This window comes from Xenorhabdus littoralis (genome assembly GCF_033949345.1).
Lineage (GTDB): Bacteria > Pseudomonadota > Gammaproteobacteria > Enterobacterales > Enterobacteriaceae > Xenorhabdus > Xenorhabdus littoralis.
Genome location: NZ_VCDP01000032.1, coordinates 21,671 through 43,561, shown reverse-complemented (window position 1 = coordinate 43,561; position 21,891 = coordinate 21,671). Strand labels below are relative to the sequence as shown.

Below are 21,891 nucleotides of genomic sequence, written 5' to 3'. Positions count from 1 at the left end.
GCTATCGACTCCCAGTGAACGGGCTACATCGACAACCCGTTGCTGATGGAGAACAACCTGCTGAACAGCTTCCAGCTTCAATTCAACGGAATAATGGTGTTTGGTGGGGTTCAATTTCATCGTCATACCTCATTGTCATGTTAATAACATTGGCAGACTTTTGAGGTGTCCGGATTTAATGTACTACTACATTATGCAGTTGGCACGTGATCATAACTGTTCTGATACCCATATTGGGAAGAGATTACAAAAAGCGGAGGGGATCATTGAAGGGATGTTAATGATACTGAATGTTCCTCTGGAAATGGACAAGCACGTCCAGTTAGAGCCAACGAATATTAATTCACACCAATTATGCAGTAATTTTTGAAAGTCGCTTTACGATCGTAAAAATACTGTTATTGTGATAAGAGTGATAGCAACGTCATACAGCTTATTAATTTCAGACCTCGCTCCGGCGGTTTTTTTTGTTTTTTAGAGAAATTACACCTTATTTATGATAATTATCACTGCCCTGATTATTATTAATTGACTCCTTTATCTGATTTAAGTTATCAGCGCTGCCCTTATTTTAATATGACGCATTCAGATATTATGTTGGTAATATCTAATCGATATTTGGCGAGGCTAATTCATATAAATAAGGGGATCATTATGATAAATAAAAAAGTAAGTGTGCTTACGGGGCTGCTTTTATCTTTGGTTGCCGGGACAGTAGTGGCGTCTGAGAAAGCAGTCACAGGAAATTTTGGAGTCGTTTCACCTGATAATTTTCATTGCACAAAAGTAATGACTTCTGGTAATTACATAGGAAAACTAGATTATGTAATTTCTTTAGGAATCTTGAGCGGAAATGTTTATTGGTTTACGGGATTAGAATCAAATGATGTGGGGTGTATTAGTGTTGATGCCTCAAACGCGAGACATGCTGGTATTGTCCATGATGCTTTTATTCAAGGGAAAACTGTAAAAGTTAAACTTGAAGGACATCAGGCAAAGGCAATAGTTTACTAATTTAGTATACATTCACATGAAATACTTTTTAGTAAACCAGCATGTTAATAATGCTGGTTTTTGCTCTATATCTCAATAATCACTACGGTGTGCGGGATGGGGAACTGGGCGACGTAATGCAGGAGATCAATGCCTGCCTCCATATTTCGAAACACCCCGATCCCTATAGATATTACATATTCAAGGCTGCGCTTCCGGCGTGGCTTTTTTGTTGTCTAAAATCCCGCCGTTCATCCTGTGGCTTTCCAGAGAACAAGCCCCGTCGCTTCAGGAAAACTATTGTGAATTTAAATGGCATAACATTAATTAACGACGACTCGCTAAAATTCATCAGAACATTACCGGATAACTGCATTGACCTGATCGCCACTGACCCGCCGTACTTTCAGATGAAAGAACATCAATGGGATAACCAGTGGAAAGATGTCACGGCGTACCTTGCGTGGCTGGATGAAATACTGGCCGAATTCTGGCGGGTACTGAAACCCAATGGCAGCCTGTATATGTTCTGTGGGTCGCGTCTGGCGTCTGATACGGAACTGCTCGTGTGTGAACGGTTCAATGTGTTAAACCATATTATTTGGGCGAAACCTTATGGCTACTGGTTAAAACAAAATAAAGAAAGTCTGCGAATGTATTTCCCGGCAACTGAACGCATTATCTTTGCCGAACATTACCGGGGGTTTGATTACCCGAAAGACGACGGACGTTACCGAAAATCTCAGGCACTGAGCGGGACGGTATTTAAGCCCCTGATAGATTACTTTCTCAATGCCCTGAAAGCGTCTGGCATTAAGGTGAAAGACATCAATCAGGCGACGGGTAAACAGATGTCGCGCCACTGGTTCAGCGACAGACAATGGGCATTACCCAATGAAACGGATTATCAAACGCTGCAGGAGTTGTTTCGCGGAGAACTGAACAGGCCATATCCTGAGCTGGTGGCAGAACACCAGCAATTATCACGGCAATACAAGGATGCACTGAAACAGCAGGATTACACATCATTGCGCCGCCCGTTCTCGGTCACGGCCGATGTGCCCTATACCGATGTCTGGCAATTTTCACCTGTTCAATATTCCCCGGGCAAGCATCCCTGTGAAAAACCCGCTGACCTGATGACGCACATTATCCAGTCCAGCAGCAAGGAAGGGGATGTGGTGGCCGATTTCTTTATGGGTTCCGGGGCGACACTGAAAGCGGCGTTAAAACTCAATCGTCGTGTGCTGGGGGTTGAACTGGAAGAAGAACGGTTTAAGCAGACCGAGCAGGAGATCAACGAAATATTTTCTGTCTCAGTTAAAGTAAACGACTCCTGAGCGATCTGAGACGCTTTTTAAGCGTTTTCTTGTAACGACTTCCAACTGTGTGAACAATGATACGTTTTAACCGAGGAGTCTAAGCGTATCATAACCGACTCTGCCATTTAATTTCTTCGAAAAAGGAAGGGATACCCTATCTCAACGGGTTGAAGACGTGACTGGAGTTAAATATTAATATAGTCGTAAAAAATATACCTTTAAGTGAGGTAGTTATGAAAAAAATTATTTTAATTGCAATCGCAATACTTACATTCAACCCAAGTCAATTTGCATTTGCGAATTCTAGTTCTAACCCATCTAGAGAAGCGTGCTGTAGCATCAAAGCTGAAGATAACTGTATCACATCATGGAATCCTTGGTGTGAAAGTAACGAATACAAAGCCTGTATGAATGATCCAAACCAGTGTCGGTTTGCGACCACTCAGAAGTGATCCGCTTTCAAAATTATATTTGAGAATTTACACCTTCGTCGGGTCTATGTGTAAATTCAGATCACGCATTTAACCCGTTGAGATAGGGTATCCCTTCCTTTTTCGAAGAAATTAAATGGTAATGGTTAAAGTAAAGTGTTGATTTTGTCAGCAAGCTGACTTCTCTGAGCGGGGCCGTTGGGTTATGGAATCAATTGTTCTGGTGTGCGCTTTTGAGGTCGATCTGACGCTTCCCACTGAGACACAGTGGATTGAGCAGTGTTGAGCTTTTCAGCGACTTCGACTGAGATAGCCCACGATAGATGCGCCAAGCCGCCAGAATAGAAACATCCTGGTCAACCATGATAGACACGACGCCGTTAGGCACGGTCACATCGTCGTATCTTGACGAGGTGTATGGCACATCTTCCCAGTCTTCCTTTACGCTGATCAGTTTTTCGTATTCAGCTACTGGCAGGACAACATATAGCGGTTTTCCTGTTTCATCATTGATGTATTGCACTTTCATGTATTTATCCGAGCGCGCTAAAACTTATGGATGAGCGAATATCGGTTTGATTTCAGGGCGCTGTTGTTGGGAGGCTTGCCATAACTCATACTGGGACTGCATATTCGTCCACATTTCGGCACTGGTTCCCAATGCGGCTTCTAAACGAAGTGCCATATCTGCTGATATGCCTGTGTTACCGTTTAAAATACGGGATAAAGCCACACGAGTGACGCCCAGTGCTTTTGCTGCGTCTGTAACAGAAATGTCGCCTAAATATTCGCGCAAAACAATGCCGGGATGGGCGGGATTATGCATTCTGCTCATAGTGTTACTCCTCAGTGGTAATCTTGATAATTAACTAAAATGGCATCTTCGCCCTCAAAGCGAAATAATTCGGGGTGAACAGATGACCAGAGGCATACGCAATAACAACCCCGGCAACATTGACCATAATCCGGCGAATAAGTGGCAGGGTCAGTTGCCGCATGATCGGAGTATTGAAAAGCGGTTCTGTCGGTTTGAGACGGCTGAGCATGGTATCAGGGCACTGATAAAGCTGCTCATCAATTACCACGGTAACGGCTACAAGAGCGTGGCCAAGATGATAAACCGTTGGGCTCCTCCAAATGAAAACAAGACATTAATTTACATCAAAAATGTTGCTCAGTCTCTGGGTGTCGATCCTCTCCAGATTTTCGAATTGAATAAACAAACCCTGATTGCCCTGGCTAAGGCAATTATCTACCACGAGAACGGCAAGCAACCTTATCCTGATGATGTTTTTATACGGGCATTTGAAATGCTATGAGGTTTAACAGCCGATACTTCACCCTCAGTGCTTTTGTCGTCGTCGCTGGCCTGCTTTGGTTCTATTACAGTGAGTATCAGGATAAAGCGGAAAAATACCATAGCTTAAAGTTACAGTATGACGAGCAGACCATTGCCATAAAAGACCAACAAGAACACATCGATCATCTCTCAGAAATAGACACCATTCGCTTACAGGAGCTAACGAATGCCAAATCTAAGATCACTCAGCTTAGCGATGATTTGCGCACTAACGTTAAGCGCGTGTATGTCAAAGCCCAGTGTCCAGTGTCTGAAACCGCTGCCCCCTCCGGCTTGGATGACACAAGACCCGCCCGACTGGAGAAAGACGCTGAACAAGATTATGTACGTCCTCGGAGAACTGGAAACCCTCGAAACCCAGTACGTTGGATTGAGGGATTATGTGAAGATTGGGTGCAGAGGCAATGATGGCTGAAACAAATGAACTTAGACCTTGCCCATTTTGTAATAGTGAGCACACAGAAATGAAATCATATTCAGATGACGCGTGGTTTTTTGTGCAATGTACTGAATGTAATGCTGATGGGCCAGAGGGCCATGATCATTATTCTGCGATTCAGGCATGGAACCAGAGGGTGGAGAACGCCTTGCCACTCCAAAGCAAATGATTCTGGGGGGCGTATATTAGGGCTCAGTGTCGTGAGCTATGAACTCTATCTGACAATCAATCTGAAAAGATGAAAGTTTGAGAGCCAGATAGAGTTATGATTAAGTTTGCATTGGAACCAAGATGACTGTGCATTACAGGCAAATTAAGTAGGAGCCTGGGGCGTCAGGATTGGTTGTCAGACACCAATTCATACAATTCCGCCAATCTTGAGTATCACTGGGCCATCTCGAACAAATAGAGGCATAAGTTTGCATTGGCGCTAGAATAACCGAGCCTGCTAACAGGCAAAGAAGAATGTATTTTTTCATCTTATCCACCATTTATTACTTACGATACCGCAGAATCTAATAACTCCATTTCATCTTAATTAAAAGCGAATAATTCTTAACAATTGGTTAACCTCTGAAACCAAACAAACTATTTTTTACCCATTCCCTTGAGTGGTTAAAGCAATAACCCATGCCATCACCCCGTACCTATCGCGTAGCCAATGTCCTTGGCTATAACGCCGATGGGGCATGGGGTGTGCATGACGGTATCTCCTTGCCGAAGAACAACAACGGACTGGAACTCATCTACATTGATGACAAGGTGAATAAGGACGGCAGCATCATCCTTGAAATCTTCCACCGTCAGCACAGCCATTTACCCGAACGCTTTCAGAACAAGCGCATCAAGGCCCTCATGGACGGTGAAAAGATCTACTATGCGGATGGAGAACCCTGTGACATTCCCGAGGGCTGTCACTTGGATGTCCGTGTCCAGATGCCGGAAAATTCGGTGTGGAATTTGAGGGGGAAGACGGCTTCCGATGGGGAGGTGAGTGAGCCGGTGAATGATAAACCCGCATAAAATTGCGGGTTCAACTGTTAGGCTAGAATTAAGCAGCTCTGACTATATAATTGAATGCTATGTTTCGTGGGCGGGTTACGCCTACGTAATTTTTGGGTACAGACCAAGTCCCAGCAGAACTTACTGATGATCTACCGCGTAATTGAGTCTCTTCGCTTGGAATATCCCAATTTAAATTTTTACGGTCATTTATTGAAAAGTTAACAACGTTATCAATTCTATTGTTCACTTCCTGTACTAAATAAGATCCTTGTTGCCATGATAAAACCTTACGTAAAGTATCCACACCGCGCTTATTATCCCAGCCACGAATAAACTCCCCTCTTAAATCAGGTAGTTTTCCTGATGGGTAAGCAAGGGCAAGTTTCGGATATTTGGATTTATCAAATGGCTCACCATTACACATCAACCAACCCTGAGGTGGTATTTCTGTAGGCCAAGGAACAGGAACACCAACAGGCAAACTAGAGCCACCCATAAGTGAATTAATGGCATTTTGATTGGCGGTATTGGCTAGTTCGTATGCTTTCTTAACAGCTTTGGAGGTTGCAACGGTTATTTCACTATCACTGTCTGTCTCATTGTTTAGTGTCACAAATCCCGGTTCTGCTTGAGTCGCATAGGGATGATTACGGCTTGCGGCATGTTCTTCAATTGCTTCCTTGATTGCTCTTCTAACATCATCCATTGTTGGGACTTCTACGGAGTTATTGCTGTCTTGTGTACTCATATTTACTCCCTCATTTAATCAACAATATGTATTGCTAAGTAACATGAAGGCGGGATACTTCTCCGCCTATGAACATCAATAAAATTGGTTCATCAATACTTGAGGGTGCGGCTTGATTAATATTTGATAGGTAGCATGACATAACATGACAGGTGGGGAATTAATAGAATTTGTCAGATCACTGATAAAACTGGGTGCGATATAAGAGGAATTCTCGTCTTTATAACTCCTTGATTTAATTAAACTCTGGCACTGTGACGGAAATAAGCAAAATCAACAGATTAAGTTAAAGGGGGAGAATTGTCCTCTTTAATATATCTTATTTCCTGCATGGTACAGGTTTTCCGATTTCAAATCGGAAAACCCTTTCAGGTGGTTATCCCGTATGTTAAAGGGCAGAAACCTGCCCTATAGTGATTATCCTTCCTACCCTTCCTTGGAACTGATCTCAATTTTTCCTATATAACCAGTATAAAATCTATTGCTATACTCTGCATTGGGCACATTTTCTGTTTGTACATGGCTGTGTTCATAGGTGAATTTATGAAGATAATAATAGCATTTAATTAGTTGTTTTTAATGGGGTATTTAAAATTATGGGATATTTACAAGCTGGATATGTTGCTATTGCAAAACGGATCTTGGGCTGGGTTATTTTTGTACCCACTTTTTTATCAACTTTTGTTTCGGTGATAAATTTAGCGTGGCTGCATGGTGTCAAAGGTGATGGTGTTAATGCAGTATTGAATGATTTTCTCAAGATGATGGTAGAAATGGTTAAGTTTAATACATCATTTCTGGATTTTTTTTGGAAACATTCTCCAGTCCCTGATTGTGCTGCTGGAATTACAGGTGTAAATATTGGTTTCCTTATTATCTATTTTTTGATATTTGTCGGTTTGGCAATGAGTGCCTCTGGTTTGAGAATGTACCGTCAATTTAAATTCATCAAAGAACATATTGAGGATCAAATGATCCTTGAAAATGCTAAAGAAAATGGAACAACTAAGGAGCAGTTGGAGGCTAAAATTAAATTTCCTCGACATTCCTTATTCAGCCAGATATTTACTCTTTATATATCACCAATCATTATCGGTGCGATTGCTTATTTATTGTCAAGATTGCTGGGGTGGTGAAAAAATAAATTCATCATATTAATATAATGAATTTTATTTATTTTTTAAGGGTTTGATATTTATTAATAACAAAATAAATATGGCTCGTATAATAATTAAGATTGTTAACTCTGACTTTTACAGGTAATTCGTTCAGAGTTAACAATAATGTTCTTGTTTTCAAATATCTCCTTGAAAAATATTTTCTTATGGTTCCTTAGATAAGATTTTATCAACTGTATTTTGCACCATGATAAAATTATCTCCTCCAAAAAGATTACATCGATTCAGTAGGTAATAAAGTTGGTAAATTGGTTGGCGCTCGATAAAATCATGTGGTAATGGCCAGATGCTTTGGTAACCATCAAAAATTTGTAGGGGAAGCTCTGAGTAGAGTGGCAGCATGGCCAGATCACATTCGCGATCTCCCCAATAGCAGGCAGGATCGAACGTTACAGCAAAATCGTCATTTAAAGATGCACAATTTGTAGGCCATAGGTCACCATGCAGAAGGGAAGGTTGAGGCTGATGGGAATGTAATTTCTCACTGATTACCTGAACAATCAGGTTGATATCTCCAAATATCATCCCGTTATCAGCGGCAAGTTGCAATTGCCAGCCGATACGTTTTTCCGCGTAAAATTGATTCCAACGTTTTTGCCACCCGTTAGGCTGTATGGTAGTCGCGAGCATGTTATCAAAATCAAAACCAAATTTAGGCTGTTCACTCCATTGGTGAAGTTTTGCGAGGTGTTGACCAAAGCAATACGCGCTATGGGCATTAAATGGTTTTAAAGGCAAATATTCCAGTAAAAGGAAACTATAATTACGATCGTGCCCTACACCGTAAACGTCGGGAACACGGGTTGTTTTACTACGAGCCAGCAATTCCAGCTGTTCTGCTTCTGCTTTAAAAACTGGCAGCATTTCTTTCACGTTAGATTTGACAAAAATGCGCTGTTCACCATATCCAATAGACCAAGAACAGTGAATGTCGCCTCCCGCCAATTCTATTTTGTCGTGAATTTCAGCGTCACCAAAATGCTCACTTAATAGACGGTTCACGGTTTGCCACATGATTCACCTCATTAAGTTGACAATTGCCCTACTTATATTACAGAGAGATGCAACATTTGAACAGGCTAAAAGGGATTTTAATGGCAATTAATAAAGCCATATCTTAAATTAGACATGGCTCTGCATCTTGTTATTTTGATTCTTCTGGAATTGATAATGTCGGTGAGCTTATTCTTTCAAACGATTCCTTGTTCACTTTCTTGTGAGCCAATTTTATTTGGTTATAAATAAGTGCAGCGGTGAAGAAAATAGCTTGAATGATGACGATACAAGGCCCGGTTTCCCCATCAATATGAAAACTGATGATTGTGCCTAATACACTGGAGGCGATTGACGCAAGCATTGCGACTATAAGCATGCGATCAAAACTTCGGCACAGAATGAAAGCAATAATACCGGGTGAGATGAGCATAGCAATAACGAGAATAATACCAACTGCTTGCAGTGATGCGACAATGGTTAGGGCCAACAGAGATAATAAGCCGTAATGAAGACGTTTCACTGGAAGGCCAACAACTCGAGCTTGGTTGGGATCGAAACAGTAAAGCATAAAATCTTTCCGCTTCAGCAGCACAATGACCAGTGTGGCTCCTGCAATACATAGTGTCTGGAGCAATTCGTTCTGAGTAATGCCCAATATGCTACCGAATAAAATATGCGTCAGGTGTTGATCGGTATCTACTCGGGTAAACAAGACTAAACCAAATGCAAACATACCTGAGAAAACAATCCCCATGACAGTATCTTCTTTGATTCTGCTATGTTCTTTCAGATATCCGGTAGCAACCGCACAAAATATACCAGAAAGGAAAGCACCTATCGCAAGTGGAATACCTGCTACAGAAGCTAGCACGATACCTGGCAGGACGGCATGGGAAATTGCATCCCCCATTAGTGACCAGCCTTTTAAGACCAAATAACAGGAAAGCACTGCACAGACTGCTCCTACTATAATGGCAGCAAAGATAGCCCGCTGCATAAAATCATGCATAAAGGGTTCAGTCATGAATTCAATGAATGTATTCATGGGCGCCCCTCCTGAGTTAATGCCAACGATTCTCTTCTAGCTCGCCTGCGGGAAGCTAGCATGCCATGTTTGGGAGCAAAGAAAAAAGCCAGCAAGAAAATCACTGTTTGCAAAGTGACAATTACACCACCAGTCGCACCATTGAGAAAGTAACTCAAATATGCGCCGATGCCACTTGTGAGTGAACCGATAACGACAGCAATGATTAACAGGTTCTTAAATCTATCTGTTAAGAGATAGGCAGTTGCCCCGGGAGTGACGACCATTGCGATAACTAAAATAGCTCCCACAGTCTGCAATGCAGCAACGGTGCAGGCACTTAATAAAGTGAAGAAAATAATTTTTAAACGTAATGGTGATAACCCGATAGATCGAGCATGTGTTTCATCGAAAAAAGCAACTAACAAATCTTTCCAGATCAGCATCAATATAATAAAGGAGACTGCAATGATGATTTCGACTTGTAGAACATCTTCATCTGCAATTCCCAAAATATTACCGAGAATAATAGTTTGTACATTCACTGACGTGGGATTTAAAGAAACGATTAGCAACCCAACAGCAAAAAAAGTAGAGAATATAAAACCAATGACCGCATCTTCACGCAACCGTGTAATATGGCGCACTAATGTCATGGATAGTGCTGCTAACATTCCAGTAAAAAAAGCACCGCCAGCGTAAGGTAGACCGAGAGCATATGCGCCTGCGACACCCGGTACAACAGAATGGGAGAGGGCATCTCCCATCAGTGACCAACCTTTCAACATCAAATAAGCGGATAAAAAAGCACAGACAGCACCAACGATAGCGCTTACCCACATGGCTTTCACCATGTAGTTGTAATTGAATGGTTGTAAAAGCAGCTCCATCATGGTTAGTTTTCCTTTTGTTCTGGACTTTGTCGTGGTGGAACATGATGGTCATATCCATAAAAGACGGCTGCACGTTCGTCATCAGTAATGACGGTCAGTGAGCGTGGATCATCGTCCTCATGCAGTTCAGAACCGGAAAGATTAATATGGCGCAGGACACCTCCGAAGGTGATTTCCAGATTTTTTTGGGTAAACGTAGTTTCAATTCGGCCGCTGGCTAATACAGTGCGGTTGATTAAAATCACATGATCACAAAACTCAGGCACACTGCCGAGGTTATGCGTTGATACCAAGACTAAATGTCCTTCATCACGTAATTCACGAAGTAGATCAATAATGGTATTTTCTGTTTTAACGTCTACACCAGTAAAAGGTTCATCTAACAGCAAGACTTTTCCTTCTTGGGCAAGTGCACGGGCTAAAAAAGTTCTTTTTTTCTGTCCCCCGGAAAGCTCACCAATTTGGCGATCACGTAATTCAGTTAATCCAACGCGCTCAAGTGCCTCGTTTACAATTTCATGGTCACGTTTACTGGGACGGCGCAAGAACCCCATTTTTCCATAACGCCCCATCATAACGACATCGGAAACTAAAACTGGAAAGTTCCAGTCTACATCTTCGGTTTGTGGGACATATGCGATGATATTTTGTTTTAGCGCTGTTTTTATCGGTTGTGTGTTAAGTGTGACTTTTCCTTGGGAAGGGGTAACTAATCCCATAATTGTTTTAAATAATGTGGATTTACCACTGCCATTCATACCGACTAACGCGCAAATCGTGCCGCCAGTAATATCAAAGCTAGCATCATAAATGGCTGTATGCCCATTGTTGTAAGTGACAGTTGCATTATCAACAACTAAATGGGGCTGCTCAAATAATGGCTGGCGGCTTGGCGATAAACGATTCATTGATTAAATCCTTTCGCAATAGTGTCTACAGTAGTGTTTAGAAGATCAATATAAGTAGGCACAGGCCCTTTGGAAGTGGAGAGCGAGTCAACGTAGAGCACTCCGCCGTAACGGGCACCCGTTTCTTTACTGACTTGTTTTGCAGGTTTATCTGAAACCGTACTTTCACTGAAGACGACGGGGATCTTATTGGCTTTTACCGTATCAATGACATGTTTAACTTGCTGGGGAGAACCCTGCTCTTCAGCGTTGATTGGCCATAAGTAAACTTCTTTAAAACCATAATATTGTGTGAGATAACTAAAAGCACCTTCACTGGTTACAAGCCAGCGTTGTTCTTCTGGAATACGTGCAAGGCGCTCTCTGAGAGGGGTATCTAGTTGAGCTATTTTTTCAGCATAAGTTTTGGCATTGTGATTATAAATTTCTGCATTTGCAGGATCGTGTTTAACGAGAGCCTGACGGATATTTTCGATATAAATCAGGGCATTTTGGGGTGACATCCAAGCGTGGGGATTAGCGTTTTTATTGTAGGGCCCTTCACGAATAGGCAAAGGTGTAATACCTTCGGTAATAACAGCCATAGGGATGTCTTTCATATTTTCAAAAAAGCGTTCAAACCAACGCTCAAGATTCAAACCGTTCCAAAGAATGAGATCTGCCCTCTGTGCTTTGATAATATCTTTTGGGGTTGGTTGGTAATCGTGGATTTCAGCACCAGGTTTTGTGATGGAATCGACAATTGCAGCATCCCCAGCGATATTTTGAGCCATATCTTGAATAATAGTAAATGTCGTCACAACCCTGAATTTTTTATCCGCATGGGCCTGTTGACTGAATAAAGCCATTGTTAATAGTGCAATGGTTATGCCGAATATCGGGAAAGTAGATATAGAGCATTTTTTGTTCATTATGATAAACCTTACTTGTTATATATATAATTATTGATAATGATTATCAGTATCATTTATGTAAAGTCAAGGCGATATCGAATGAAATCAATGACAGATTTGATAGTACCTCCTTAACTGCCTGTTCACTTACATGATAACAATGACTTTCATGCGAACAAAAAAACAGCATGTTGTCTAGGGTTATCAAGGTAACTGAATAAACTTATTTTGATAAGACACAGAAAAAGTTTTTTGCTTAGCAGTAAAATTATATATGCTTTATAAGGTTAACCTTTTTATTAGAGGAAAGTCGCGTGAAATTAAGATTCAGCTATATTGTGTTGGCACTATTATTGACGGGTTGTGTTGGTCAAAAAGCGCATCAATCAGATAATAGACAGTCAATGGCAAAACGTATGCTTGGTGACAATAACCTCAATTTTAGTTCTCGCAGGCTCACAAATAGAACTGAACCAACACCATTTGATGGCTTTATTGAGCAAGCCGCAAGACGCTATGGTGTTGATGAAATGCTTATCAAAGCGATTATTCAGGTGGAATCAGGCTTTCGTCCAGAAGTTATCAGCAAGTCAAATGCAGTCGGGCTTATGCAAATTAAAGCATCTACGGCGGGACGGGATGCTTACAAAATGAAAGGAAGATCAGGACAGCCAACGATGCGTGAATTAAAAGATCCTGAAACCAATATCGATCTTGGAACTGCCTATATCAGCATCTTGAAAAAGCAGCATTTGGGAGGAATTGCTAATCCTGAGACATTGTACTATGCAACGATAGTCGCTTATGTGAATGGTGCAGGGGCATTGTTGAGAACATTTGATTCAAATCGAGTGTTGGCAATTAATAAAATTAATCGAATGACACCAAATGAGTTTTATCAATATGTTCAGAATAATCATCCTGCACCACAGGCTCCGCGTTATTTATGGAAAGTAAAAAATGCTTATCGTGCTTTGGAAATAATTGAATGATTAAATAGAGTTGAGTTTTTTCTTTAATTTTAAATTACCGTTTAAGATTTTTTCTGATTGTATTATAACTTTGAAGAAAACTGGAACTTGATATGCGAGGTATATTATCAAACCAGGCTGGGTTACTTTTGATATAATAGCCTGAATCTTTGGATTTTTGAATGAACTTTAATAATTCATTCGCGTTGTTGATTGCACAAATGATCTTAAATTCTCCAAGATCTTTGGGCAATATAAGTATAGCTGGATAATTTGCATTAGCGTCAGTATTTGGATTGGCGCTATCAGGCCCGTGATGTACTACATTTTTTATTCCATCTTTAGCAATTATTTTGTTGATATCTTTAATTATTTCCTTTATCCGCGGTGATACATTACCTAATTCCGGGTGATCTTCTTTTAGATTAATTGATTGATAACACAAGTTTAAGGTATTTGGATGTAATTTCTCCTTGAGACTATCTGAATCACCTGTGTTTATTGATTTGTGATATCCTCTCATATATTTACGTTTCTCATAGAATTCTTCCTGAGATAAATCATTATTTATAAATTTATCTTTAGGACCAAAGTCAGAAATATGAGGAGCAACCAATAAAAGATCATAATCTGCTGTGAATGGTCTTCTGTTAGCTCCAGGGGCTAATACGTAAAGCGGTTTATCTTGACAATAAATCTGAAACCGATTTTTTCTGGATTTAACCGGAACAGCTTGATATAAATAATTTATCCTACTTGGTCCAGCCGCATTATATGTATGCATAGATTTGGAGGATGCTTCTTTTTTGATTATATTTCTCTGTAATAACTCGTTTATACGTTGACGTGTTAGAACCAAATGAACAGAGATTGCATGGTGGTTATTTATACATTTTTGTACTTCTGTATTGTATTTATCGATAGTTGCAGCGTTCGTATTTTCTAGTTTACTATAAAATTGGTTTAAGCATACATGTCCCGCTTGCATTCCCCATGAGGAACTTTTTCCTTTTATATTAAGTGACTTAGTAGAGTGTCCTTCACTAATTAGTCCCTTTGCTAATACTTCGACAGGTCGAAATCCGATGATACAATTATTCTTTTTTGCATAATGTTGTAGTGCTATGAGATGTTGAGGAACAAAGCCTCCTATTTTATCTCGTAATTGTCTAATTAAAATATACATCCTTTTATTTATGTGCTGTGAATCTGTCAGTTGAGGTTTTTTCCGTTGCATAATAAAATCTCCAATTTACTATTTTTTTGGTTAATTAGAGTAGTATTGCCCATTTCCTTTATGAGTTTAAGTTCTATGTTTTATTTAATTTAATAATTTACATCTATGCTTTATTGAGTGGCAAGTTTATTAAGATTAAATGTTTTTATATGTTAAATGAAAAAGTTATATTTTTTTGGTTAATATAATGATTTTTTATTTTATTATTATGCATCATTAATATTATAAGGAAAAATTGCTGTTGTAGTTGTCATGAAGAAAATGATAAAGAACTCTGTGGCATTGCGAAAAAAACTGTTTTACCTGCTAAGATATCAAAACCTTTCGATAGAATGCATGTCGAAAAGATAGCTTTTGATTTTGCACCAGAATAAATAATTATCAATTAATTGATCAAGCTGATTTGATATCAATATGAACTATTTCAACATATGTTCTGTGTGATAGTATGTTGAATGAGTTAGAACAAATGTACCGGGTACTTTTGAACAATGTGTCCATAAACGCGTACACATCTTGCGGAGTGAAGCAAGAGTTTGTTTCTAACGTATTGATTAATAATAAATTTGATTTAATGCAAGTGATCTTTCGTGTGGGTCACCACTGTATATAAGGATTTTAAATGCCTGTAATTACTCTTCCTGACGGTAGTCAACGTCAATTTGAGCAAGCTGTTTCTGTAATGGATGTAGCGCGTGATATCGGTACTGGTTTAGCAAAAGCGTGTATTGCCGGCCGTGTTAATGGTGAATTGGTTGATGCCTGTGAATTAATCGAAACCGATGCCAATCTTGCTATTATCACTAGCAAGAATGAAGAAGGTCTGGAAATAATCCGCCACTCATGCGCTCACTTGTTAGGGCACGCAATCAAGCAATTGTGGCCTAATACGAAAATGGCTATTGGTCCTGTGATTGACAATGGATTCTATTATGATGTCGATTTGGATCGCTCTTTGACGCAGGAAGATATCGAGCTGCTTGAAAAGCGTATGCTGGAGCTTGCTAAAAAAGACTATGACGTTCTAAAGAAAAAAGTCAGTTGGCAAGAAGCTCGCGACGCATTTGCGGCTCGTGGCGAAGAGTATAAGGTACAAATTCTGGATGAGAATATCAGTCGTGATGATCGTCCGGGACTGTATCACCATGAAGAATACGTTGATATGTGCCGTGGACCGCACGTTCCCAATATGCGTTTCTGCCACCATTTCAAACTGCAAAAAATTGCAGGTGCATACTGGCGCGGCAATAGCGACAATAAGATGTTGCAGCGTATTTATGGTACTGCATGGGCTGATAAAAAACAGCTTAGTGCCTATTTACAACGTTTGGAAGAAGCGGCTAAACGCGATCACCGTAAAATTGGTAAACAGCTCGATCTGTACCATATGCAGGAAGAAGCACCTGGTATGGCTTTCTGGCATAATGATGGCTGGACAATTTTCCGTGAGCTGGAAACTTTTGCCCGCGTCAAATTAAAAGAATACCAGTATCAAGAAGTGAAAGGCCCATTCATGATGGATCGTATCATGTGGGAAAAAACCGGTCACTGGGAAAACTACAAAGAAAACATGTTCACAACTTCATCTGAAAACCGTGAATATTGTGTAAAACCAATGAATTGCCCAGGACATGTCCAGATTTTTAATCAAGGCCTGAAATCCTATCGTGACTTACCGCTGCGTATGGCTGAGTTTGGTAGCTGTCACCGTAATGAACCGTCAGGGGCATTGCATGGATTAATGCGCGTGCGTGGCTTTACTCAGGATGATGCTCATATTTTCTGTACCGAAGAGCAGATCAATCAGGAAGTCAGTAGCTGTATCAAAATGATTTATGATGTCTACAATACATTTGGTTTCGAGAAAATTATTGTAAAATTGTCCACCCGACCAGAAAAACGTATTGGTACAGACAAACAATGGGATGAAGCAGAGGCCGATCTTGCTGAAGCATTGACCCAAAATGGTATTGAATTTGAATACCAGCCGGGTGAAGGGGCATTTTATGGCCCTAAAATTGAATTTACTCTATATGATTGTTTGGATCGTGCGTGGCAATGTGGTACTGTGCAATTGGATTTTTCACTGCCAGCGCGTTTGAGTGCGTCATATGTAGGTGAAAATAACGAACGTAAGATTCCTGTAATGATTCACCGTGCAGTTCTGGGGTCTCTGGAGCGCTTCATTGGTATTCTAACAGAAGAATATGCTGGGTTTTTCCCAACATGGTTGGCACCTCAGCAGGTTGTCGTCATGAATATTACCGATGGTCAGGCAGATTATGTACAGGAATTGGTAAAAAAACTTCAAGATGCAGGCATTCGTGCAAAAGCAGACTTGAGAAACGAGAAGATTGGTTTTAAAATCCGTGAACACACTTTACGTCGTGTGCCTTACATGCTTGTTTGTGGCGATAAAGAAGTCGAATCAGGAAAAGTATCCGTTCGCACACGTCGTGGCAAGGATTTAGGCAGCATTGACGTCACTGAGTTTACAGAAAAACTGCTGACAGAAATTCGCAGTCGTAATCTTCATCAATTGGAGGAATAAGGTATTAAAGGCGGAAAAAGAATTCAACCGGCGCGCCCAAATCGCATTAATGAAGAGATTCGCGCCACTGAAGTTCGTTTAACTGGATTAGATGGCGAACAGATTGGTATTGTCAGTCTGAGGGAAGCTCTTGAGACAGCTGAGGAAGCTGGTGTTGATTTAGTTGAAATCAGCCCAAATGCCGAACCGCCGGTTTGTCGGATCATGGATTACGGCAAGTTCCTCTATGAGAAGAGTAAGTCAACCAAAGAGCAGAAAAAGAAACAAAAAGTTATTCAGGTCAAGGAAATTAAATTCCGTCCTGGTACAGATGAAGGCGACTATCAGGTCAAACTACGCAACCTGATTCGTTTTCTGGAAGATGGCGATAAAGCTAAAATCACCCTGCGTTTCCGTGGGCGTGAAATGGCGCATCAGCAGATTGGTATGGATATGCTTAACCGCATCCGTGACGATCTGAGTGAACTGGCTGTGGTCGAATCCTTCCCAACGAAGATCGAAGGCCGCCAGATGATCATGGTGCTCGCTCCTAAGAAGAAATAGTCAGGCAAACAAGTAATAGACTTCAGCCAGTTTTGGTCGGAGTCTATTCGCCTTACTAGTTCGTTGTAATTAACAATGCGAAGTGGAAATTAAAATGCCAAAGATTAAAACAGTACGCGGCGCAGCTAAACGCTTCAAAAAAACCGCAAGTGGTGGTTTCAAGCGTAAGCACGCTAACCTTCGTCACATTCTGACTAAAAAATCAACTAAGCGTAAACGTCATTTACGTCCAAAAGGCATGGTCTCCAAAGGGGATCTGGGTTTAGTTATTGCCTGCCTGCCATACGCATAAGCAAGTTTTTTTAGATTAGAATTTAGAGACGATAGGAGAAGTATATGGCTCGCGTAAAACGTGGTGTTGTTGCCCGTGCACGTCACAAGAAAATTTTAAAACAAGCGAAAGGTTACTACGGTGCTCGTTCGCGCGTTTATCGTGTTGCTTTCCAGGCTGTTATCAAAGCTGGTCAGTACGCTTACCGTGACCGCCGTCAGCGTAAACGTCAATTCCGTCAACTGTGGATTGCACGTATCAACGCTGCTGCACGTCAGAACGGAATGTCTTACAGCCGTTTCATCAATGGCCTGAAAAAGGCTTCGATTGAAATCGACCGTAAGATCCTGGCTGACATCGCTGTATTCGACAAAGTAGCATTTGCTGCTCTGGTTGAAAAAGCGAAGGGTGCTCTGGCATAAGTCAGATTAGAAGAGGGAGCTTGCTCCCTCTTTTACTTTTGTCCAAAATATGGCTTACTGTTGATTAAATTAAGAACGATGGGTTCAGGAAGAATACAAGAGAGAAAATAAAAATGATGAAATTAGCCTTTTTTCGTTCCTTTTTTTACTTTAGCGCTTGAAATCAGGGGGCTTTGCGCGTAAGAAAAGAAACGAAAAACAGCGCTTGAGCCTCCAGTGTGGAGGCTTTTTTATTTTTATGACCTCAGGAATAGATAACTTGAGGACATAGTCGATAACAACTAAAGGGCCACATCTGGCCGAAGGAAGAGGAAAACGATGTCACATCTTACTGAGCTGGTTGCAAAGGCAAAAGCAGCCGTAGAGGAAGCCCAGGATGTTGCCGCGTTGGATTTGGTGCGAGTTGAATACCTGGGAAAAAAAGGCCATTTAACTCTCCAGATGTCATCGCTGCGTGACTTACCCGCCGAGGAGCGTCCAGCGGCAGGGGCTGTTATTAATCAGGCGAAACAAGAAGTACAAGAAGCATTGAATGCGCGTAAGGCAAAGCTGGAATCAGATATTCTGAATGCACGCCTGACAGCAGAAAAAATCGATGTTTCATTGCCTGGTCGCCGTATGGAAAATGGTGGATTACATCCTGTTACCCGCACGATTGAACGTATTGAAACTTTCTTTGGCGAGTTGGGTTTTTCTGTTGAATCCGGCCCAGAAATCGAAGATGACTATCATAACTTTGATGCACTGAATATCTCTGCGCACCATCCTGCGCGTGCTGATCATGATACTTTCTGGTTTGATGCAACGCGTTTGCTGCGTACCCAGACTTCTGGCGTACAGATCCGTACTATGAAAGATCGTGAGCCTCCGATCCGGATTATTGCGCCAGGGCGTGTATACCGCAATGATTATGATCAGACACATACCCCGATGTTCCATCAGATAGAAGGTCTGATTGTTGATAAAAATATCAGCTTTACCAATCTGAAAGGCACACTGCATGATTTTTTGAATAACTTCTTTGAAGAAGATATGCAAGTTCGCTTCCGTCCTTCTTATTTTCCATTTACTGAACCTTCTGCCGAAGTGGATGTGATGGGTAAAAATGGTAAGTGGTTAGAAGTATTGGGTTGCGGGATGGTACATCCGAACGTATTGCGCAATGTTGGTATTGATCCTGAAGTTTATTCTGGTTTTGCCTTTGGCATGGGAATGGAGCGTCTGACTATGCTGCGTTATGGCGTTACAGATTTGCGTGCATTCTTCGAAAATGATTTGCGTTTCCTTAAACAATTTAAATAAGGCGGGTATATCCATGAAATTCAGTGAACTCTGGTTACGCGAGTGGGCAAACCCAGCCATTAGTAGTGAAGCATTGTCTGAGCAGATCACCATGGCTGGTTTGGAAGTCGATGGTGTTGAAAAAGTGGCAGGTCAATTCCACGGTGTATTTGTTGGTGAAGTTGTAGAATGTGGCCAGCATCCGAATGCAGATAAACTGCGTGTTACAAAAGTCAATGTTGGTGGCGAACGTCTGCTGGATATTGTTTGTGGTGCGCCGAATTGCCGTCAGGGACTGCGTGTAGCTGTTGCTACAGTTGGCGCAGTACTACCGGGTGATTTCAAAATAAAGGCCGCCAAACTGCGCGGAGAACCGTCAGAAGGGATGTTGTGCTCATTTTCCGAATTGGGTATTGCAGATGATCATGATGGCATTATCGAATTGCCAGCGGATGCACCGATTGGTACTGATCTGCGCGATTACATTAAGTTGGATGATAGCGCGATTGAAATCAGCATTACACCAAACCGCGCAGATTGTTTAAGTATTATGGGTGTTGCCCGTGATGTGGCTGTTATTAATAAACTGTCTATAACAGAACCAAAAATCGAAGCGGTTAAGCCAACCACAGATGCGACATTCCCTATTCGTGTTGACACTCCTGAAGCCTGTCCGCGTTATCTCGGGCGTGTTATCCAGAATGTGAACGTCAAAGCAGCAACACCATTGTGGATGCGTGAAAAACTGCGTCGCGGTGGTATCCGTTCCATTGATCCGGTTGTTGATGTCACCAACTATGTCTTGCTTGAGTTAGGGCAGCCGCTGCATGCGTTCGATCTGGAACGTTTAAATGGCTCTATTATTGTTCGTTTAGCCGAGCAAGGTGAAAAACTCACTCTGCTAGACGGCAATGAAACCGAACTTTCTGCTGATACACTTGTGATTGCTGATGAAAAACAATCGCTTGCTATGGCAGGGGTTTTTGGCGGAGAATATTCTGGTGTTAGCGCTGAAACTCGGCATATTATGCTGGAGTGTGCATTCTTTGCACCTTTGGCAATTACAGGTCGTGCTCGTCGCTATGGTTTGCATACAGATGCTTCTCATCGTTTCGAACGTGGCGTTGATCCGCAGCTTCAGCATAAGGCTATGGAATATGCTACTCAGTTACTGATTGCCATTTGTGGCGGTGAAACGGGAGAAATCGTAGATATCACCAACGAAGCCCATTTGCCGAAACCAGCAACCATTACTCTGAATCGCCAAAAATTGGATCGTTTGATTGGTCATCACATTGCAGATGAGCAAGTCACGGATATCCTGACCCGTTTAGGTTGTCAGGTAACTGTTCAGGACGATAGCTGGCAAGTTGTTGCGCCTAGCTGGCGTTTTGATATGCAGATTGAAGAAGATCTGGTTGAGGAAGTTGCACGCATTTACGGTTATAACAACATCCCAGATGTGCCGGTACGTGCCGATCTCGTAATGACGCCACATCGTGAAGCGAATTTGCCACTGAAACGTGTCAAAACAATGTTAGTGGACAAAGATTACCAAGAAGCAATTACTTATAGCTTTGTTGATCCTAAAGTTCAGAAGCATTTGCACCCACACGAAGAAGCGCTGATCCTGCCAAATCCAATTTCGGCTGATATGTCCGCGATGCGTTTATCTCTGCTTACAGGGTTATTGACCACTGTTGTGTATAACCAAAATCGTCAGCAAAACCGGGTTCGTTTGTTTGAAACAGGATTGCGTTTTGTACCGGATGAAAATGCAGAACACGGTATCCGTCAGGAGTTGATGCTTGGTGGTGTTATTGCAGGGAATCGTTTCGAAGAACACTGGTCGATGGAAAAACAAGCCGTTGACTTCTTTGATTTGAAGGGTGATTTAGAATCTGTTTTAGAATTAACAGGTAAACTATCTAGCATTTCCTTTAAGGCAGAAGAACATCCTGCTTTACATCCTGGACAAAGTGCTGGGATTTATTTGGAAAATAATTATATTGGTTATATTGGTGTTGTTCACCCAGAACTGGAACGCAAACTTGACTTAAACGGCCGTACCGTGGTATTCGAATTACTGTGGACCAATCTGGTGGACCGCATGATTCCTGAGATGAAGGAAGTTTCTCGCTTCCCTTCTAATCGCCGTGATATCGCCATAGTTGTGCCTGAAAATGTAGCCGCAGAAGATGTTCTGGTTGAATGTAAGAAAGTTGGCGTAAATCATATAGTTGGCATAAACTTATTTGACGTGTATTGTGGTAAAGGTGTCGCGGAAGGCTACAAGAGCCTTGCTATTAGCTTAATCTTGCAGGATACAGTGCGTACACTGGAAGAAGAAGAGATTGCTGCGACCGTCAACAAATGCGTTGCTGCATTAGAACAGCGATTCCAAGCATCCTTGAGGGACTGAACT

The 21,891-nt window shown here is 41.5% G+C and carries 23 protein-coding genes, 3 pseudogenes and 1 other annotated feature; of the genes and pseudogenes, 16 read left to right on the top strand and 10 right to left on the bottom strand.

What is annotated here, in order from left to right; all coding sequences use genetic code 11:
* The coding region (locus tag FE394_RS19915) for a transposase (protein WP_419836325.1) at positions 1–120 on the bottom strand (120 nt) is incomplete at its 3' end.
* Positions 121–193: 73 nt separating this feature from the next.
* Between FE394_RS19915 and FE394_RS09595 the strand changes: the two are divergent.
* From FE394_RS09595 to FE394_RS09585, 3 genes and pseudogenes are all read left to right on the top strand, one after another.
* A pseudogene (locus FE394_RS09595) lies at positions 194–370 on the top strand (antiterminator Q family protein); the annotation flags it as partial.
* Positions 371–654: 284 nt separating this feature from the next.
* The gene (locus FE394_RS09590; RefSeq protein ID WP_319926163.1) at positions 655–1,014 is read left to right on the top strand and encodes a hypothetical protein; all 360 of its coding nucleotides are present in this window, start codon (positions 655–657) and stop codon (positions 1,012–1,014) included.
* A gap of 281 nt (positions 1,015–1,295) precedes the next feature.
* Positions 1,296–2,333, top strand: a complete 1,038-nt coding sequence (locus FE394_RS09585; protein ID WP_319926166.1) for a DNA-methyltransferase — start codon at positions 1,296–1,298, stop codon at positions 2,331–2,333.
* 616 nt (positions 2,334–2,949) lie between these two features.
* On the opposite strand, the pseudogene FE394_RS09580 reads toward FE394_RS09585, so the two are convergent.
* Positions 2,950–3,275: pseudogene (locus FE394_RS09580) on the bottom strand (helix-turn-helix domain-containing protein).
* A 24-nt stretch (positions 3,276–3,299) separates the two neighbouring features.
* The gene (locus FE394_RS09575; protein WP_319926162.1) at positions 3,300–3,581 is read right to left on the bottom strand and encodes a HigA family addiction module antitoxin; all 282 of its coding nucleotides are present in this window, start codon (positions 3,579–3,581) and stop codon (positions 3,300–3,302) included.
* 82 nt (positions 3,582–3,663) lie between these two features.
* On the opposite strand from FE394_RS09575, the gene FE394_RS09570 reads away from it, so the two are divergent.
* From FE394_RS09570 to FE394_RS09555, 5 genes and pseudogenes are all read left to right on the top strand, one after another.
* The gene (locus FE394_RS09570) at positions 3,664–4,065 is read left to right on the top strand and encodes a structural protein (RefSeq protein WP_319926161.1); all 402 of its coding nucleotides are present in this window, start codon (positions 3,664–3,666) and stop codon (positions 4,063–4,065) included.
* A pseudogene (locus FE394_RS09565) lies at positions 4,062–4,382 on the top strand (lysis system i-spanin subunit Rz); the annotation flags it as partial. The gene FE394_RS09570 and the pseudogene FE394_RS09565, both read left to right, overlap by 4 nt.
* On the top strand, positions 4,273–4,521 hold the full coding sequence (locus tag FE394_RS09560) for an Rz1 family lipoprotein (RefSeq protein ID WP_319926165.1): 249 nt from the start codon (positions 4,273–4,275) through the stop codon (positions 4,519–4,521). The pseudogene FE394_RS09565 and the gene FE394_RS09560, both read left to right, overlap by 110 nt.
* Positions 4,511–4,714 carry a Lar family restriction alleviation protein gene (locus tag FE394_RS19910; protein WP_419836324.1) on the top strand — a complete coding sequence of 68 codons (204 nt, stop codon included), beginning with the start codon at positions 4,511–4,513 and terminating at the stop codon, positions 4,712–4,714. Before FE394_RS09560 ends, FE394_RS19910 begins: the two co-directional genes overlap by 11 nt.
* A gap of 461 nt (positions 4,715–5,175) precedes the next feature.
* Complete coding sequence (locus FE394_RS09555) at positions 5,176–5,568, top strand: phage tail fiber protein (RefSeq protein ID WP_319926160.1); 393 nt, start codon at positions 5,176–5,178, stop codon at positions 5,566–5,568.
* Positions 5,569–5,596: 28 nt separating this feature from the next.
* Here the strand turns inward: FE394_RS09555 and FE394_RS09550 are convergent, their stop codons facing one another.
* Complete coding sequence (locus FE394_RS09550; RefSeq protein ID WP_319926159.1) at positions 5,597–6,298, bottom strand: phage tail protein; 702 nt, start codon at positions 6,296–6,298, stop codon at positions 5,597–5,599.
* Between the two features lie 596 nt (positions 6,299–6,894).
* Between FE394_RS09550 and FE394_RS09545 the strand changes: the two genes are divergently transcribed.
* Positions 6,895–7,434, top strand: a complete 540-nt coding sequence (locus FE394_RS09545; protein WP_319926158.1) for a YniB family protein — start codon at positions 6,895–6,897, stop codon at positions 7,432–7,434.
* A 186-nt stretch (positions 7,435–7,620) separates the two neighbouring features.
* On the opposite strand, the gene FE394_RS09540 is transcribed toward FE394_RS09545, so the two are convergent.
* The 5 genes from FE394_RS09540 to FE394_RS09520 all read right to left on the bottom strand — a co-directional run bounded on the left by FE394_RS09540 (position 7,621) and on the right by FE394_RS09520 (position 12,208).
* Positions 7,621–8,490 (bottom strand): fructosamine kinase family protein, encoded by an 870-nt coding sequence (locus FE394_RS09540; protein ID WP_319926157.1) that lies wholly within the window; start codon positions 8,488–8,490, stop codon positions 7,621–7,623.
* A 130-nt stretch (positions 8,491–8,620) separates the two neighbouring features.
* Positions 8,621–9,517, bottom strand: a complete 897-nt coding sequence (locus tag FE394_RS09535; RefSeq protein WP_319926156.1) for a metal ABC transporter permease — start codon at positions 9,515–9,517, stop codon at positions 8,621–8,623.
* Positions 9,514–10,389, bottom strand: a complete 876-nt coding sequence (locus tag FE394_RS09530) for a metal ABC transporter permease (RefSeq protein ID WP_319926155.1) — start codon at positions 10,387–10,389, stop codon at positions 9,514–9,516. The genes FE394_RS09535 and FE394_RS09530 overlap by 4 nt, the downstream gene beginning before the upstream one ends.
* Positions 10,390–10,391: 2 nt before the next feature.
* Positions 10,392–11,297 carry a manganese/iron ABC transporter ATP-binding protein gene (locus FE394_RS09525; RefSeq protein ID WP_319926154.1) on the bottom strand — a complete coding sequence of 302 codons (906 nt, stop codon included), beginning with the start codon at positions 11,295–11,297 and terminating at the stop codon, positions 10,392–10,394.
* On the bottom strand, positions 11,294–12,208 hold the full coding sequence (locus tag FE394_RS09520; protein ID WP_319926153.1) for a metal ABC transporter substrate-binding protein: 915 nt from the start codon (positions 12,206–12,208) through the stop codon (positions 11,294–11,296). The genes FE394_RS09525 and FE394_RS09520 overlap by 4 nt, the downstream gene beginning before the upstream one ends.
* 296 nt (positions 12,209–12,504) lie before the next feature.
* Here FE394_RS09520 and FE394_RS09515 point away from each other — a divergent pair, with 296 nt between their 5' ends.
* Positions 12,505–13,182 (top strand): transglycosylase SLT domain-containing protein, encoded by a 678-nt coding sequence (locus tag FE394_RS09515; RefSeq protein ID WP_319926152.1) that lies wholly within the window; start codon positions 12,505–12,507, stop codon positions 13,180–13,182.
* Between the two features lie 34 nt (positions 13,183–13,216).
* Here the strand turns inward: FE394_RS09515 and FE394_RS09510 are convergent, their stop codons facing one another.
* Positions 13,217–14,398, bottom strand: coding sequence for an anthrax toxin-like adenylyl cyclase domain-containing protein (locus FE394_RS09510; RefSeq protein WP_319926151.1), 1,182 nt, complete (start codon positions 14,396–14,398; stop codon positions 13,217–13,219).
* Between the two features lie 622 nt (positions 14,399–15,020).
* Between FE394_RS09510 and thrS the strand changes: the two genes are divergently transcribed.
* The 6 genes from thrS (at position 15,021) to pheT (ending at position 21,888) form a co-directional block, all read left to right on the top strand.
* Positions 15,021–16,949, top strand: a complete 1,929-nt coding sequence (gene thrS, locus FE394_RS09505; RefSeq protein WP_319926150.1) for a threonine--tRNA ligase — start codon at positions 15,021–15,023, stop codon at positions 16,947–16,949.
* Between the two features lie 3 nt (positions 16,950–16,952).
* Positions 16,953–17,492, top strand: a complete 540-nt coding sequence (gene infC, locus FE394_RS09500) for a translation initiation factor IF-3 (protein WP_319926164.1) — start codon at positions 16,953–16,955, stop codon at positions 17,490–17,492.
* 94 nt (positions 17,493–17,586) lie between these two features.
* On the top strand, positions 17,587–17,784 hold the full coding sequence (gene rpmI, locus FE394_RS09495) for a 50S ribosomal protein L35 (RefSeq protein WP_004157374.1): 198 nt from the start codon (positions 17,587–17,589) through the stop codon (positions 17,782–17,784).
* 44 nt (positions 17,785–17,828) lie between these two features.
* Positions 17,829–18,185, top strand: a complete 357-nt coding sequence (gene rplT, locus FE394_RS09490) for a 50S ribosomal protein L20 (protein WP_319926149.1) — start codon at positions 17,829–17,831, stop codon at positions 18,183–18,185.
* 110 nt (positions 18,186–18,295) lie between these two features.
* Positions 18,296–18,420: a sequence feature (Phe leader region), on the top strand.
* A gap of 83 nt (positions 18,421–18,503) precedes the next feature.
* Positions 18,504–19,487 carry a phenylalanine--tRNA ligase subunit alpha gene (gene pheS, locus FE394_RS09485; protein ID WP_319926148.1) on the top strand — a complete coding sequence of 328 codons (984 nt, stop codon included), beginning with the start codon at positions 18,504–18,506 and terminating at the stop codon, positions 19,485–19,487.
* A gap of 13 nt (positions 19,488–19,500) precedes the next feature.
* Positions 19,501–21,888: a phenylalanine--tRNA ligase subunit beta gene (pheT, locus tag FE394_RS09480; RefSeq protein WP_319926147.1), complete on the top strand. Its 2,388-nt coding sequence runs from the start codon at positions 19,501–19,503 to the stop codon at positions 21,886–21,888.
* Positions 21,889–21,891 lie beyond the last annotated feature (3 nt).

Coding starts and splice junctions, on each gene's coding strand:
- thrS (WP_319926150.1), top strand. CDS start 15,021: ATGCCTGTAATTACTCTTCCTGACGGTAGTCAACGTCAATTTGAGCAA.
- FE394_RS09510 (WP_319926151.1), bottom strand. CDS start 14,398: ATGCAACGGAAAAAACCTCAACTGACAGATTCACAGCACATAAATAAA.
- rplT (WP_319926149.1), top strand. CDS start 17,829: ATGGCTCGCGTAAAACGTGGTGTTGTTGCCCGTGCACGTCACAAGAAA.
- FE394_RS09525 (WP_319926154.1), bottom strand. CDS start 11,297: ATGAATCGTTTATCGCCAAGCCGCCAGCCATTATTTGAGCAGCCCCAT.
- FE394_RS09590 (WP_319926163.1), top strand. CDS start 655: ATGATAAATAAAAAAGTAAGTGTGCTTACGGGGCTGCTTTTATCTTTG.
- FE394_RS09535 (WP_319926156.1), bottom strand. CDS start 9,517: ATGAATACATTCATTGAATTCATGACTGAACCCTTTATGCATGATTTT.
- FE394_RS09560 (WP_319926165.1), top strand. CDS start 4,273: ATGCCAAATCTAAGATCACTCAGCTTAGCGATGATTTGCGCACTAACG.
- FE394_RS09520 (WP_319926153.1), bottom strand. CDS start 12,208: ATGAACAAAAAATGCTCTATATCTACTTTCCCGATATTCGGCATAACC.
- FE394_RS09530 (WP_319926155.1), bottom strand. CDS start 10,389: ATGATGGAGCTGCTTTTACAACCATTCAATTACAACTACATGGTGAAA.
- FE394_RS09545 (WP_319926158.1), top strand. CDS start 6,895: ATGGGATATTTACAAGCTGGATATGTTGCTATTGCAAAACGGATCTTG.
- FE394_RS09575 (WP_319926162.1), bottom strand. CDS start 3,581: ATGAGCAGAATGCATAATCCCGCCCATCCCGGCATTGTTTTGCGCGAA.
- FE394_RS09550 (WP_319926159.1), bottom strand. CDS start 6,298: ATGAGTACACAAGACAGCAATAACTCCGTAGAAGTCCCAACAATGGAT.
- pheS (WP_319926148.1), top strand. CDS start 18,504: ATGTCACATCTTACTGAGCTGGTTGCAAAGGCAAAAGCAGCCGTAGAG.
- FE394_RS09540 (WP_319926157.1), bottom strand. CDS start 8,490: ATGTGGCAAACCGTGAACCGTCTATTAAGTGAGCATTTTGGTGACGCT.
- rpmI (WP_004157374.1), top strand. CDS start 17,587: ATGCCAAAGATTAAAACAGTACGCGGCGCAGCTAAACGCTTCAAAAAA.
- pheT (WP_319926147.1), top strand. CDS start 19,501: ATGAAATTCAGTGAACTCTGGTTACGCGAGTGGGCAAACCCAGCCATT.
- FE394_RS19910 (WP_419836324.1), top strand. CDS start 4,511: ATGATGGCTGAAACAAATGAACTTAGACCTTGCCCATTTTGTAATAGT.
- FE394_RS09570 (WP_319926161.1), top strand. CDS start 3,664: ATGACCAGAGGCATACGCAATAACAACCCCGGCAACATTGACCATAAT.
- FE394_RS09555 (WP_319926160.1), top strand. CDS start 5,176: ATGCCATCACCCCGTACCTATCGCGTAGCCAATGTCCTTGGCTATAAC.